Below are 13,201 nucleotides of genomic sequence, written 5' to 3' on the forward strand. Positions count from 1 at the left end.
GCTACTCCACCCGCTCGGGGGCGGCGGGGTAGACGCCGAGGATCTTCACGTCGGTGGTGAAGAACCGCAGCTCCTCGAGCGCCCGGCGCACCGGCAGGTCGGCCGGGTGCCCGTCGACCTCGGCCAGGAACTGGGTGGCCGAGAAGTGCCCGCCGACCATGTAGCTCTCGAGCTTGGTCATGTTGACGCCGTTGGTGGCGAAGCCGCCGAGCGCCTTGTAGAGCGCGGCGGGGAGGTTGCGCACGCTGAAGATGAACGACGTCACCACGGGTCCGTTGCCGGGAGCCGCCTCCACGAGCTCGCGGGAGAGCACCACGAAGCGGGTGGTGTTGTGGTCCTCGTCCTCGACGTCCTCGCGGAGGATCTGCAGGCCATAGGTCTCGGCGGCGAGCGGGGGCGCGATCGCGGCCATGGTGACGTCGCCGGCCTCGGACACCTCGCGGGCCGCGCCGGCGGTGTCACCGCTGATGATCGGCGTCAGCCCGAGCTCGCGGATGACCTTGCGGCACTGGCCGAGTGCGTGGACGTGGCTGTGCACCGTCTCCAGCGTGTCGAGCGAGGCCCCGGCACGGCCATCAGCATGAAGCGGATGCGCAGGAAGTGCTCGGCCACGATGTGCAGCCGCGAGGCCGGCAGGAAGTGGTGGATGTCGCTGACCCGGCCGGCGATGGAGTTGTCGATCGGGATCATCGCCAGCTCGGCGTCGCCGCCCTCGACCAGCGCGAACACGTCCTCGAACGACGCGCACGGGACCGCCTCCCAGTCGGGGTAGTGCTGCACGCAGACGGTGTGGGAGTTGGCGCCCGGCTCGCCCTGGTAGGCGATCCGCCGCGCCCCGGGGGTCCCAGGAGCTTCAGGGGTCACCGGCGCATCTTCCCACGCGCGCCACCGGGTGTTCGCACGCAGGACGCCTGCTGGAAGCCCGGCCGGGTCACGGTGGGGGCGTCCTCGGCGAACGAACCGGGGCGACCCGATCCCAGGAGGCGCCGTGCCCACGCTGAGCCCCGGCGTACGGCTCGACCGGACCCGCACCCTGCCCCGCGTGCTCGCCCACCGCGGGGCGTCCGGCCGGGCGCCGGAGAACACCCTCGTCGCCGCCCGGCTCGCGATGGCGCTGGGAGCCGACGGCGTCGAGTGCGACCTGCACCGGACCGTGGACGGCGCGCTCGTCGTCGTGCACGACCATCACCTGCGGCGCACCACCGACGCGCCGACCGTGCTGCCCGGCGGCGCGCCCTGGCACGTCGCCGACCTGACGCTCGACGAGGTACGCCGGGTCGACGCGGGCGCCTGGTTCGGTCCGGAGTTCGCCGGCGAGCCGGTGCCGACGCTGGCCGGCTGGGCGGCGGCCGTCGGCAGGCACGGGCACCTGCTCGTCGAGGTGAAGGACCCGGGGCGCTACCCGGGCATCGAGCGGGACCTGCAGGCCGAGCTGGCCCGCCCCGGCATCCTGCGGACCGCGGTCGCCGAGGGCCGCCTGGTGGTGCAGTCGTTCGACCGCGACTGGGTCGAGTCGTTCAAGGAGCGGGCGCCCGAGGTGCGGGTCGGGGTGCTGTCGGAGCATGCCGTGCCGGTGCTGGCGATCGAGCGGATCGCGGCCTTCGCCGACCAGCTCAACCTGTCCTGTTGGGCGGCCCGCCGGGAGACGGTCGGGCGGGCCCAGGACCGTGGCCTCGCGGTGCATGCCTGGACCGCCAACACGGGGTTCGACCTGTGGCGGGCCCGCCGGGCCGGCGTCGACGGGGTGATCACCGACCACCCCGAGCGAGCGTTGGCCCGGCGCTGAGCCGGACGGTGTCAGCGCGGCACTCGCACCAGCAGCTTGCCCGGGATGCACTGCATCCGCAGCTCGCGGCCCGGACCGATGGTGTCGCCGTCGAGCTGCCGGGGCACGTCGCCGTGGGCGCGGAGCACCACCGACCGGCCGGTCATCCGGTTGATCGTGTCGTCGGTACGCCGGCGCCGGGTGACCACCCGCAGGGCCAGCGGGATCCACGAGAAGAACCGGCGGGGGTGCAGCACCACCACGTCGAGCAGGCCGTCGTCGATCACCGCGTCGGGGAGCAGCGGCATGCCGGCCTGCAGGAAGCCCACGTTGCCCACCACCACGGTGCGGGCGCGATGCCGGGTGAACTCCTCGTCGTCGACGGAGATGTCGATCCGCTCCGGCGGGAACATCAGCGCCTTGGCGCCGGAGAGCACGTAGGCCAGCCAGCCGACCTTCTTCTTGATGTCCTCGTTGACGCCCTCCATCATCGCGGCGTCCAGGCCCATGCCGGCCATCACCAGGAAGTGGGTGTCCTCGAGGTTGTCGCCGCTGACCTCGACCAGGTCGATGGCCCGGTCCTGGCCGTTGAGGGTGACGTCGATGGCGGCCCGCAGATAGAGCGGGATGTCGAGGTTGCGTGCCAGCAGGTTGCCGGTGCCGGCCGGGATGATGCCCACCGGAACGCCGGTGCCGGCCAGCTCCGCGCACACCTCGCGGACCGTGCCATCGCCCCCGCACACCATCACCAGGTCGGCACCCTCGACCGCTGCGTCGTGGGCCATGCCGGTGCCGGGGTCCTCGATGGTCGTGTAGTGCCAGGTCGGCGCGGACCAGCCGGCCTCGGTCGCCATCGAGGTGACGATCGCGCGGAACTGGCCGGGGTCCTCGACCTTGATCGGGTTCAGGATCACCGCCAGGTTGCGCCCGGTCGGAACGGCCTGCGGCAGCGGCGGCGCCGACTCGGCATGGCTGCGCGGCAACGGGCTGTAGAGCCCCAGGCCGACCAGCGAGACCCCCGCGCCCAGGAGCCAGCCCACGGCCACGTCCGTCGGGTAGGCGTCGGCCAGCAGCACCGCGGCGAGGCCGACCAGCGCGGCGGTGGCCACCAGCGCCAGCCCCGCCCCGCGGCGTACCGACGCGCGGCGGACCAGCATCTGCAGCAGCACCAGCGCCACCCCGGCGAGCGCGGCCACGAGTGCCGCGGGCGCCGACGGCAGCGAGCCGCGGTCGATCGGCTCGCCGAGCCAGTCGGGGTGGAAGCGACCGGTGGCGACCTGGATGACGCCGGTCGAGGCCCAGGTCATGACCACCACACCGACGACGTATGCCGCGGCGCGGTCGTGCTTGCGGTTGAGCAGGCCGAAGGCGAGCACGGCGGTGACGATCGGCGCGCCCCAGGTGCCGAACACGACCTCGAGCAGCCGCAGCAGGCCACCGACCAGGGTCAGGTCGGCGACGCTGCGCGCGGTGTCGGCGGGCCGGGCGTCGATCGTCGCGAGCCAGCCGGGCTCGACGCCTTGCACCAACGCGATGAGGACGGCCGCCAACAGGAGGCAGGCGGCCCCCGAGGCCAGCGCCACCATGCGAGGTCGATCCAGCACCCCCGCAGTATGCCGGTCGTGCCGGCGCCGCCGAGAACTGCGGTGCTGCTCGCCCACGCAGGCCGTTAGCCTGAGGCCATGATCGATCCCCGTGTGCTCCGAGACGACCCCGACCGCGTGCGTGCCGCCCAGGCCAAGCGCGGCCTGTCCGCCGACGTGGTGGACCGGGCGCTCTCGGCCGACGGCGCGAGGCGAGGGTCGATCGCGACCTTCGAGGCGCTGCGCGCGGAGCAGAAGCAGCTCGGCAAGCAGATCCCGCAGGCCCAGGGCGACGAGCGGGCCGCGCTGCTGGAGCGCACCAAGGCGCTCAGCGCCGAGGTGAAGGCCGCGGAGGCTGCCCAGGCCGACGCCGAGGCGGAGTGGCGCGACGCGCTGATGTCGATCCCCAACCTGGCGGCCGACGAGGCGCCGGCCGGCGGCGAGGACGACTACACCGTGCTGGAGCACCACGGGACGCCGCGCGACTTCGCGGCGGAGGGGTTCGAGCCGCGCGACCACATCGAGCTCGGCCGGATGCTCGGGGCGATCGACCTCGACCGGGGTGCCAAGGTGTCGGGAGCGCGGTTCTACTTCCTCACCGGGGTCGGCGCGCAGCTCGAGCTGGCGCTCATCAACCTGGCGATGCAGCAGGCGCGTGGCGCCGGCTTCACCCAGGTGATCGCGCCGTCGCTGGTCAAGCCGCGGGCCATGGACGGCACCGGCTTCCTCGGCCAGGCGGCCGACGACGTCTATCGCATCGAGGGCGAGGACCTCTACCTCGTCGGGACCTCCGAGGTCCCGATGGCGGCCTACCACTCCGACGAGATCCTCGACGTCGCCGCGCTGCCACGGCGCTACGCCGCGTTCAGCCCGTGCTTCCGCAAGGAGGCCGGCTCGCACGGCAAGGACACCAAGGGGATCATCCGGGTGCACTGGTTCGACAAGGTGGAGATGTTCGTCTACACCACCCTCGAGGAGTCCTACGCCGAGCACGAGCGACTGCTGGCGTGGGAGAAGGAGTTCCTGACCGCGCTGGAGCTGCCGTTCCGGGTGATCGACGTGGCCGCGGGCGACCTCGGGCTGTCGGCGATGCGCAAGTTCGACTGCGAGGCGTGGATCCCGACCCAGGACAAGTACCGCGAGGTCACCTCGACCTCCAACTGCACCGACTTCCAGACCCGCCGGCTGGACACCCGAGGTCGGCTGGCCGACGGGTCCACGGGCCCGGTCGCCACGCTCAACGGCACCCTGTGCGCGATGACCCGCACCATCGTGGCGATCCTCGAGAACAACCAGCAGGCCGACGGCTCGGTGCTCGTGCCGCAGGCGCTGCAGCCGTGGATGGGCACCGACGTGCTGAAGCCGGTCACGGGTGGCTGACGACGGCTGGCGGCCCCGGCTGGTCGCACTCGACATCGACGGCACCCTGCTGAAGTGGATCGAGGGCTCCGGTCAGACCCGCGAGGAGGTCGGGGGCGCGGTCTATGCCGCGGTCCACCACGCCCGCGAGGCGGGGGCCCACATCGTGCTGGCCAGCGGCCGCTCGCCGCACGGCATGATCCCGATGACCCACCTGCTGGACCTCCACGAGTCGGGCGACCCGCCGCTGTGGGTGGTCGCGTCCAACGGCGCCGTGGTGTTCCGCTACCCGCCGCTCGAGGTGGTGCACGAGCAGACCTTCGACGCCCGGCCGGCCGTGGCGGCCGTCCTCGAGCTGCATCCGAACGCGCTGGTCGCGGTCGAGGAGCGGGGCGTCGGCTATCGCGTCAACCGGCACTTCCCCCTCGGCGAGCTGTCCGGCGAGATCATCGTCGACGAGCTCGACTCCCTCATCGAGGAGCACGTCAGCCGCGTCATCATCCGAGATCCCGACGCCTCGGCCGAGGACTTCGTGGAGCTCGTCGGGCGGTTGGGGCTGCACGGCACCGACTACGTCGTGGGCTGGACGGCCTGGCTCGACCTGTCGCCGATGGGCGTGTCCAAGGCCTCGGGCCTGGAGTACGTCGCCCGCGAGCTCGGCGTCGACGCGGCCGACGTACTCGCCATCGGCGACGGTCGCAACGACATCGAGATGCTCCGATGGGCCGGCCGCGGCGTGGCCATGGGCCAGGCCGTCGACGAGGTGAAGGCCGCCGCCGACGCGGTGACCGACGACGTGACGCTCGACGGGGCCGCCCGCGAGCTGGAGCGGTGGTTCCCCGGTGGATGAGGTCGAACCCGACGGTCCTCCCCGCCTGGTCGCGACCGACCTCGACGGCACCCTGGTCCACTCCGACGGCACCGTCACCGCCCGCACCCGCGCGGTGCTGGAGCGGCTGGAGGCGCGGGGCGTCCCCGTGGTCTTCGTGACGGGGCGACCGCTGCGCTGGACGGTGGAGGTCTTCGAGCACGTCGGCGAGCACGGGCTCGCGGTGGTCTCCAACGGTGGCCTGGTCTGGAACGTGCACGAGCGGCGGGTCGAGCTGGAGCGCACGATCGCTCCCGTCACCGGGCTCGAGGTGGCCCGCCGGCTGCGCGCGGCCGTGCCCGGGTCGGCGTTCGCCGTGGAGACGGTCGCGGGCATCGCCCTCGAGCCGGCCTTCCTGGAGCGGCACCCGATCCCCGAGGGGAGCCGGCGCGGCCGGATCGAGGAGATCTTCGACGCCCCCGCGCTCAAGCTGCTGGCTCGGCACGAGGAGCTGGGTCCCCTCGACTACTGGTTGCGGGCCGAGGCGGCGGCCGGCGACCTGGCGGAGTTCACCTGGTCGTCGGACACCACGCTGCTGGAGATCAGCGCCGCGGGCGTCACCAAGGCCTCCACGCTGGCGCTGGTCTGCGCCCGGCTCGGCGTCGACCGGCGCCACGTCGTGGCCTTCGGCGACATGCCCAACGACCTGCCGATGATGGAGTGGGCCGGCCGGTCCTACGCGATGGCCAACGCCCACCGCACGGTGCTCGACGCGGCCGACGCGGTGGTGCCCAGCAACGACGACGACGGTGTGGCCGCGACTCTCGAAGCCCTCTTCGTGGGCTGAGCCCCGCCGGCTTCGGGACCTCCCCGTAGGCTGAGGCTCGTGCCTGGACCCCTTCCCGCGCCGAGACACGTGCTGGCGGCGCTGCTGCTGGCCGGTGGCCTCTCCGCCCTCACCGGCGCACCTGCCCAGGCCGCGCCCGCTCCGGACTGCAGCGTGCCGGGCAGTGTCGGCACCCGCGCGGACAACGTCGACGCCGTGTTCACCGCCGCGGTCACGGGCCAGGAGGTCGATGCGATCGGCACCGGCGACAAGACCCGGCAGGTACGCCGCTACCAGGCGACCGTCGAACGCGTCTATCAGGGCACCGTGACCGCCAAGAAGGTCGTCGTGGTCTCACCGAAGTCCGCCGCGAAGCATGGGCTGGGCTCGATCCCCACCGACAAGACCTGGCTGTTCTTCGTCAACGGCAGCAACGCCAAGTTCTTCGGCAACTCCTGCCAGGGCAGCGAGCGGGCCACCAGCGCCCTGCTGCGCCGGGTCGAGCGGGTGCTCGGCTCCGGGCACGCCGTGGTCGAGCCGGAGCCGGATCGGCCGCCGTTGGAGTGGACCGAGCTGGAGACCTCGACCCCACTGCCCCTGGGTCGCCTGCTGGCCCCGGGCGCGGCGGCGACGCTGGTCGGGCTGCTCGGGCTGGCCGCGGTCGGTCGCGCGCGCCGGCGTACGCCTCGGGAGGGGTAGGCGCCCCTCAGAGGTACATGCCGCCCGACGAGCCGGGCTGGCCCGGTGACTGCTCCGGCATCGCCTGCGGCGCCTGGCCGGGGGAGAGGTGGACGCCCGGAGGCAGCGCCCGGCGCATCTGCTCCAGCTGCGCGCGGGCCGCGATCTGCTGGGCGTAGATGGCGGTCTGGATGCCGTGGAAGAGCCCTTCGAGCCAGCCGACCAGCTGGGCCTGGGCGATCCGCAGTTCGGCGTCGGTCGGCGTCCCGTCCTCGGTGAACGGCAGGCTCAGCCGCTCCAGCTCCTCGACGAGCTCGGGGGCCAGGCCGGTCTCCAGCTCCTTGACCGAGGCCCGGTGGATCTCCTTGAGGCGGTGTCGGCTGGCCTCGTCGAGCGGTGCCGACTTCACCTCCTCGAGGAGCTGGCGGATCATGCTGCCGATCCGCATCACCTTGGCCGGCTGCTCGACCAGGTCGGTGAGGTGGCGCTCCTCGTCGTCCTCCGCGTCTGGGTCCTCGGCTCCCTCCTGGAACCCCTCGACCAGGTGCGCCGGGATGGTGCCGACCGGCTGTCCGTCGGGGCCCACGACCACGACCTGCTGCACCTCGCCGTCGGCCTCGGGTCCGTTCTCGCTCATTCCGCCACCCTAGCGACCGGTCGATGGGCTCCCCAGGGGCCCTTCGCGGGTGACGGCCGGGTCAGACGCTCAGCACGATCTTGCCGACGTGGCCGCCGTCCTCCATCAGCTGATGGGCCGCGGCGGCCTCGGCCAGCGGCATGGGGGTGTGGATGATCGGGCGGACCACGCCGTCGGCGACCAGGGGCCAGACGTGCTCGACGACGGCGGCACAGATCGCGGCCTTCTCCTCGACCGGCCGGCTGCGCAGCGAGGTGGCGATCACGGCGCCCCGCTTGCCGAGCAGCGCACCCAGGTCGAGCTCGCCCCTGGTGCCTCCCTGCATGCCGATCACCACCAGCCGCCCGCCGGGGGCGAGCACGTCGACGTTGCGCGAGAGGTAGGCCGCCCCCATGTTGTCGAGGACCACGTCCACGCCGACGCCACCCGTCGCCTCGCGGGCCACGGCGACGAAGTCCTGCTCGCGATAGTCGATCGGCAGGTCGGCGCCCAGCTCACGACAGCGCGCGAGCTTGGCGGCGGAGCCGGCGGTCGTGACCACCCGGGCCCCGAGGGCGGTGGCCAGCTGGATGGCCATCGTGCCGATCCCGCCGGCGCCGCCGTGCACGAGCAGCACCTCGTCGGGCTGCAGGCCGGCGACCATGAAGACGTTGGACCACACCGTGCAGGCGACCTCCGGCAGTGCGGCCGCCTCGACCAGGCCGACCCCGTCGGGGAGGGGCATCAGCTGCCCTGCCGGTACGACGACCCGTTCGGCATAGCCGCCGCCGGCCAGCAGCGCGCACACCTCGTCGCCGACCGACCAGCCGGTGACGCCCTCGCCGAGCGCCGCGACCGTGCCGCTGCACTCGAGCCCGATCACGTCGGAGGCGCCGGGCGGCGGCGGGTAGAAGCCCAGCCGCTGGAGCACGTCGGCGCGGTTCACCGCGGTCGCAGCCACGTCGACCAGGACCTCACCCGGCCCGGGGTCCGGGTCGGGGAGCTCGCCGATCCGGAGGACCTCCGAGCCACCGGGCTCCGTCGGGACGATCGCGAGCATCGGCCGCGCTCAGTCGTCGAACGAGTCGCCGGTGTGGTCGACCGCGCTGTCGTCGGGGACCTCGTCGTCGACGTCGTCGGGGTCGGGCGCGTCGGCGGGCCGGTCCCACTCGTCGGCCAGCGCCTGCGCCCGGGCCGCCAGCGCCTCGATCTTGGCCGGGCCCGCGCCGCGGCTGCCCGCGGCATAGCCCAGCAGGTAGGTGGTGATCGGCGCGGCCGGCCGCTCGACGTTGTGGGCCGCGGCCCGGGCCAGGTCGAGCACCAGGCCCTCGTCGACCTCGGTCTCCAGGTCCAGGACGTCACACAGCTCGTCGATCCAGTCGTGCAGGTTCACGAGGCCCAGACTCGTCCAACGGCGACCCGGGTGCAAGCCCGGACCGCCGAGTCGCGTCGAGTCGGCCGTGAGCGGCGTCACGTCGTTGACCCGACGGGGGCGGTGTGCTCTGATCCGGTGCGTGGGACGGGGCCGGACGTGGTGGTGAGGCACCGGGTCGTCGCCCTCCCGCTGGTGCACGAGCCCGGAGCCGGGTGGCCCGCCGATTTCCTGCAACGCCTGCTCGACCCCAGCCCTCCCGGCACCCGGCCCGAGCAGCGCACCACGATGGCGGACTTCTGGGCCGACTCCACGTGCGGGGTGCTGCGGACGACCGGGCGGGTGCTGCCGCCGGTCCTGCTGTCGCCGGAGGACCCCGACTGGGTCGCCGCCCGGCACGGTGCCGACCCCGACCACCGGCACCGCCTGGCCCTCGGTGCGCTGGTCCGGCGCTGCCTCGACCCGGCCTCGGTGCGTGATGCCACGGGGCTGCTGGTCGTCGGCTCGCTGCCCGTCGAGCGGGCCTACACCGCCGAGCTGCAGGTCGGTCGGCGCACGCTGCAGGTGGCCTTCGTGAGCGACCAGACCCACCACACGATCCTGGCCCACGAGCTGGGTCACGTCTTCGGCTTCGAGCACCCGTGGGGGCTGGCCACCGAGGTCGGCAACGTGCTGACCCGCGAGTACGGCTCGCCCTACTGCGTGATGGGCACCGCCCGGCGCTTCGACGAGGTGTGCACGCCGGTGCCCGCCTGGGCCGGTGCCCCCGCGGACACCGCGGAGTTCTTCCGGATCGCGGGCCCGCGGGTCTCGCTGGCCGAGCTGGTGGCCTGGGGCCTGCGCGACCGAGGACGCCGGCTGACCGCGGCCGACGCCTCCTGGCTGCCCTGGGTGCGGGTGCCCCCGGGCGAGAGCGTGACCGTGCGGCTCACCGACCGGGACCGGGCCGGACCGTTGCCGGCCGGTGTCGTGGTCGAGACGGCCAAGGCGCGCCGCTTCGTGCTGGAGGTACGCCGGCCGGACCCGCGGCGCGGGGTGGACTGGGACGGCGGCCTGGACCTGCGGCGGTGGTACCAGCGCGCCGACCGCGAGCCGAGCCAGGACCTCCACGACGGCCCCGGGGTGGTCCTCCACGTGCTCGAGTCGCTGCGCCGCCCGGCGACCTGGCGCGAGCTGCTGACCAACAACGGCCGGCGCCGCGCGCACCGGGCGGTCTATGTCGGCACCATCCCGCTGCCCGCTGCCGGAGACCTCGACGTGACCTCGGCGCAGGCGCTCCCGTGGACCGCTCGGTTGCTCGACGCCGACGCCGACGGGGTCACGGTCCTCGTCAGTGCCGACGCGGTCGTCCCCCGGATGGACCTCCGCGCCGAGAGGCTCGACGACGACGGCTGGCACTGGCACGTGTGGGCGCAGACCGTGGGATTCGAGCGGCCGGAGTTCAGCTGGCAGCTGGCCGGCGAGCGGCTGCCGTTCCAGGGCGTCGGGCACGGGCACCGCCAGTCGTGGACCGCGGGTCGGACGGTGACTCCACCTCGGGGTGGGAACCCCGAGTGGCGGCCGGTGCGGCTGGACATCCAGGCCAGCTGGGACGTCGTCTGCGTCCATGCCGACCGGGTGGCCGGCAGCTTCCCGCTCGGGATCAGGGTCAGCGCCCGTGACTGGATCCAGCTCGGCACCGCCGCCGAGGCCGAGGTCTCGCTCCGGCTCGGCGAGCCGGCAGCGACCGACCGGGCCCGCGGGGTTCAGGCGTCGGGCGGCAGCCCGGAGTAGTCGTCCCAGGTGTCCACGTCGCGCGCCTCGCCGCCGGCCGCCGACACCTCGGCGAGGTCGAGGCCCGACAGCAGGCGGTGCATCGGCAGCCCGGCCTCCGCCCCTCGCTCGGGGCGGGCCCGTTCCACGGCCGCGCGGGTCAGGACCCCGGCCAGCTGGCGTCGGCCGTCGGGGCCGACCAGGAAGGCGCCGTCGTGGCCGGTCGCGGCGGCCAGCAGCCGAGCCACGGTGCGGGCGTCGACCAACGGCATGTCCACGGCCAGCACCACGACCGACGAGGCGGCGGGCAGCGCGTCGACCCCGGCCAGCAGCCCCGCGGCCGGCCCGCCGAGCGGCGGCTCCTCGCGCACGAAGGTCACCGGGCGGCTGGTCTCCTGGGGCGGCCCGACGACGACGGTCCGGCCGGCGTCGGCGACGGCGGCCAGGGCCCGCTCGAGCAGCGACCGGCCGGCGTACTCCAGGGCGGCCTTGTCGGTCCCGCCCATCCGCGAGGCGGTGCCCCCGGTCAGGATCACGGCGGCGAGCTCGGGCATGGCGCTCATCGTGGCAGGCTAGGGACGTGAGCTGCGAACCCCCCACCTGCCTGCAGGTCTCCCTCGTGCAGGCGGCCTCCGGCCTCGAGCCGGCGGACAACCGGGCGCTGCTCGACCGGCTGACCCCGGCCGGGGCGGACCTGGTGGTCTTCCCGGAGGCGTTCGCCCGCGACTTCGGCGAGCCCGGCTCCGACGTGAGCGGCGAGGCGGAGCCGGTCGACGGTCCGTTCGCCACCGAGGTGGCGAGGGTCGCGCAGGCGCGTCGCACCACCATCGTGGCCGGCATGTTCGAGACCTCCACCGACCCGGCCCGTCCCTTCAACACGCTCGTGGCGCGCGGCGCCGTCGAGGCGACCTATCGCAAGATCCATCTCTACGACTCCTTCGGCTTCTGCGAGTCCGACCGCATCACCGCCGGCCCTCTCACGCCGCAGGTGGTCGACCTGCACGGCTTCCGGGTCGGCCTGATGACCTGCTACGACCTGCGCTTCCCCGAGCTGGCCCGGGAGCTGTCGGCGGCCGGCGCGGAGGTCCTCGTGCTGCCCGCCGCCTGGGTGGCCGGCGCGCACAAGGTCGAGCACTGGCGGACGCTGGCGCGGGCGCGCGCGATCGAGAACGTCGCCTACGTCGTCGCGGTCGGTCAGCCGGGGCCGCGCTACACCGGGCACTCGCTCGTGGTCGACCCCTGGGGCGAGGTGGTCGTCGAGGCGGGTGCCGCCGGCGAGGTGCTCCACGCCACGCTGGAGCGGGCGGCCCTCGAGGAGGCCCGCGCCGCCAATCCGTCACTCGGCAACCGCCGGCTGTAGCCTTCTCCCCCGTGTCTCCCCGCACCGCCTCCCGCAGCGCCGGCCGTCGCGCCGCCCGCCGGGAGGACCGACCCTCGCGGCTGCGCACCCTCGCGACCGCGGCCGCGCCCCGGCTGCTGGTGCTGCTCCACCTGCTGCTGGTGCTGACCGGCATCGCAGGCCTGGTGGCCTCGGCGGCCGGCGTCGGGCCGGCGTACGCCGGAGGTGCCGGTGCCGCGCTGATCACCACGACGTACACGTGGGTGCTCGCGCTGCGCACCAGCGGGCGGTGGATGCTCTTCACCCTGCTGGTCGGCGCGCTGTCCGGACTCGCCGCGTTCGGCGACTACGACCTGCTCCGCACCGGCGCCGCGGTGAGCACCGCCTCGCTGGGTGCGGTGCTCGGCGTGATGGTGACCGTGCCGACGGTCCGGTTCGCGGCCGCCGCGCGCGAGGTGCTGCTGGCCATGGGGGTCGCCTTCGTCGGTGCCGTCGCCGCGGTCGGCTACGAGCCGGTGATCAACGTGGCCCGCTTCGGCTACACCACGCTGGTCGTGTCGTTCGTGCTCGTCTTCGCCCTGGTCTACCGGCTCGGCGCGGGCCTGCACGGCCTCGGCCGTCGGGGCCTGATCGTGGTGGTCGGCGGCGGCGTGGTGCTCGGCGTGACGCTGGCGTACGCCGAGCTGTTGCGCCGCTACGGCACGCCGGGCCTGGTCACCTCGGTCTTCGACACCATCGACTGGACGCGGGACCACCTCGGTGCCTTCCCGCGACCGCTGCAGGCGCTGCTCGGCATCCCGGCGCTGGCCTGGGGCTGCCACCAGCGGGCCCGCCGGCGGCAGGGATGGTGGGTCAGCGCCTTCGGCGTCGGCGCCACCGTGCCGATCTCGCACCTGGTGGTCAGCCCGGCGTTCACCCTGCCCCACCTGGCGCTCGCGGAGCTCTACACGCTGGTCGTCGGGCTGCTGCTGGGCTACGTGGTGATCCGCATCGACCTGCGGATGACCGGGTCCCGCGGACGCCGCGGCCGGCGCGCGGAGGAGGCGGCCGCCATCCGGCCCGAGCCGCCGCGCACCCAGGCGCTGCTCTGAGCCGGCCGGCTC

General features: G+C 74.0%; 13 protein-coding genes and 1 pseudogene. 8 read left to right on the plus strand and 6 right to left on the minus strand.

Annotation, left to right across the window (positions count from 1 at the left end):
• Position 1: 1 nt before the first annotated feature.
• A pseudogene (locus R2740_RS17340) lies at positions 2–1,086 on the minus strand (prephenate dehydratase).
• Here R2740_RS17340 and R2740_RS17345 point away from each other — a divergent pair.
• The gene (locus tag R2740_RS17345; protein ID WP_371303952.1) at positions 989–1,786 is read left to right on the plus strand and encodes a glycerophosphodiester phosphodiesterase; all 798 of its coding nucleotides are present in this window, start codon (positions 989–991) and stop codon (positions 1,784–1,786) included. The pseudogene R2740_RS17340 and the gene R2740_RS17345 overlap by 98 nt on opposite strands.
• A gap of 11 nt (positions 1,787–1,797) precedes the next feature.
• On the opposite strand, the gene R2740_RS17350 is transcribed toward R2740_RS17345, so the two are convergent.
• Positions 1,798–3,369 carry a diacylglycerol kinase family protein gene (locus tag R2740_RS17350; RefSeq protein ID WP_371303953.1) on the minus strand — a complete coding sequence of 524 codons (1,572 nt, stop codon included), beginning with the start codon at positions 3,367–3,369 and terminating at the stop codon, positions 1,798–1,800.
• Positions 3,370–3,447: 78 nt separating this feature from the next.
• On the opposite strand from R2740_RS17350, the gene serS reads away from it, so the two are divergent.
• From serS to R2740_RS17370, 4 genes are read left to right on the plus strand one after another with little or no spacing between them, the layout of a single operon-like run.
• Positions 3,448–4,728: a serine--tRNA ligase gene (serS, locus tag R2740_RS17355; protein ID WP_371303954.1), complete on the plus strand. Its 1,281-nt coding sequence runs from the start codon at positions 3,448–3,450 to the stop codon at positions 4,726–4,728.
• The gene (locus R2740_RS17360) at positions 4,721–5,557 is read left to right on the plus strand and encodes an HAD family hydrolase (RefSeq protein WP_371303955.1); all 837 of its coding nucleotides are present in this window, start codon (positions 4,721–4,723) and stop codon (positions 5,555–5,557) included. Before serS ends, R2740_RS17360 begins: the two co-directional genes overlap by 8 nt.
• Complete coding sequence (locus R2740_RS17365; protein WP_371303956.1) at positions 5,550–6,362, plus strand: HAD family hydrolase; 813 nt, start codon at positions 5,550–5,552, stop codon at positions 6,360–6,362. The genes R2740_RS17360 and R2740_RS17365 overlap by 8 nt, the downstream gene beginning before the upstream one ends.
• A 39-nt stretch (positions 6,363–6,401) precedes the next feature.
• Positions 6,402–7,040: a hypothetical protein gene (locus tag R2740_RS17370; protein ID WP_371303957.1), complete on the plus strand. Its 639-nt coding sequence runs from the start codon at positions 6,402–6,404 to the stop codon at positions 7,038–7,040.
• A 7-nt stretch (positions 7,041–7,047) separates the two neighbouring features.
• Here the strand turns inward: R2740_RS17370 and R2740_RS17375 are convergent, their stop codons facing one another.
• From R2740_RS17375 to R2740_RS17385, 3 genes are all read right to left on the minus strand, one after another.
• The gene (locus tag R2740_RS17375; protein WP_371303958.1) at positions 7,048–7,656 is read right to left on the minus strand and encodes a bacterial proteasome activator family protein; all 609 of its coding nucleotides are present in this window, start codon (positions 7,654–7,656) and stop codon (positions 7,048–7,050) included.
• A gap of 61 nt (positions 7,657–7,717) precedes the next feature.
• Entirely contained in the window at positions 7,718–8,695 is a 978-nt protein-coding gene (locus R2740_RS17380; protein ID WP_371303959.1) for an NAD(P)H-quinone oxidoreductase, read from the minus strand.
• A gap of 9 nt (positions 8,696–8,704) precedes the next feature.
• Complete coding sequence (locus R2740_RS17385) at positions 8,705–9,028, minus strand: DUF6457 domain-containing protein (protein WP_371303960.1); 324 nt, start codon at positions 9,026–9,028, stop codon at positions 8,705–8,707.
• A gap of 138 nt (positions 9,029–9,166) precedes the next feature.
• Here R2740_RS17385 and R2740_RS17390 point away from each other — a divergent pair, with 138 nt between their 5' ends.
• The gene (locus tag R2740_RS17390; protein ID WP_371303961.1) at positions 9,167–10,780 is read left to right on the plus strand and encodes a hypothetical protein; all 1,614 of its coding nucleotides are present in this window, start codon (positions 9,167–9,169) and stop codon (positions 10,778–10,780) included.
• Here the strand turns inward: R2740_RS17390 and R2740_RS17395 are convergent.
• Positions 10,753–11,322: a molybdenum cofactor guanylyltransferase gene (locus R2740_RS17395; RefSeq protein ID WP_371303962.1), complete on the minus strand. Its 570-nt coding sequence runs from the start codon at positions 11,320–11,322 to the stop codon at positions 10,753–10,755. The genes R2740_RS17390 and R2740_RS17395 overlap by 28 nt on opposite strands.
• Before the next feature lie 17 nt (positions 11,323–11,339).
• On the opposite strand from R2740_RS17395, the gene R2740_RS17400 reads away from it, so the two are divergent.
• Together R2740_RS17400 and R2740_RS17405 are read left to right on the plus strand one after the other, a co-directional pair.
• On the plus strand, positions 11,340–12,119 hold the full coding sequence (locus tag R2740_RS17400) for a carbon-nitrogen hydrolase family protein (protein ID WP_371303963.1): 780 nt from the start codon (positions 11,340–11,342) through the stop codon (positions 12,117–12,119).
• A gap of 11 nt (positions 12,120–12,130) precedes the next feature.
• On the plus strand, positions 12,131–13,189 hold the full coding sequence (locus R2740_RS17405) for a hypothetical protein (RefSeq protein WP_371303964.1): 1,059 nt from the start codon (positions 12,131–12,133) through the stop codon (positions 13,187–13,189).
• The last annotated feature ends 12 nt before the right edge of the window (positions 13,190–13,201 follow it).

This window comes from Nocardioides sp., from assembly GCF_041393715.1.
Lineage (GTDB): Bacteria > Actinomycetota > Actinomycetes > Propionibacteriales > Nocardioidaceae > Nocardioides.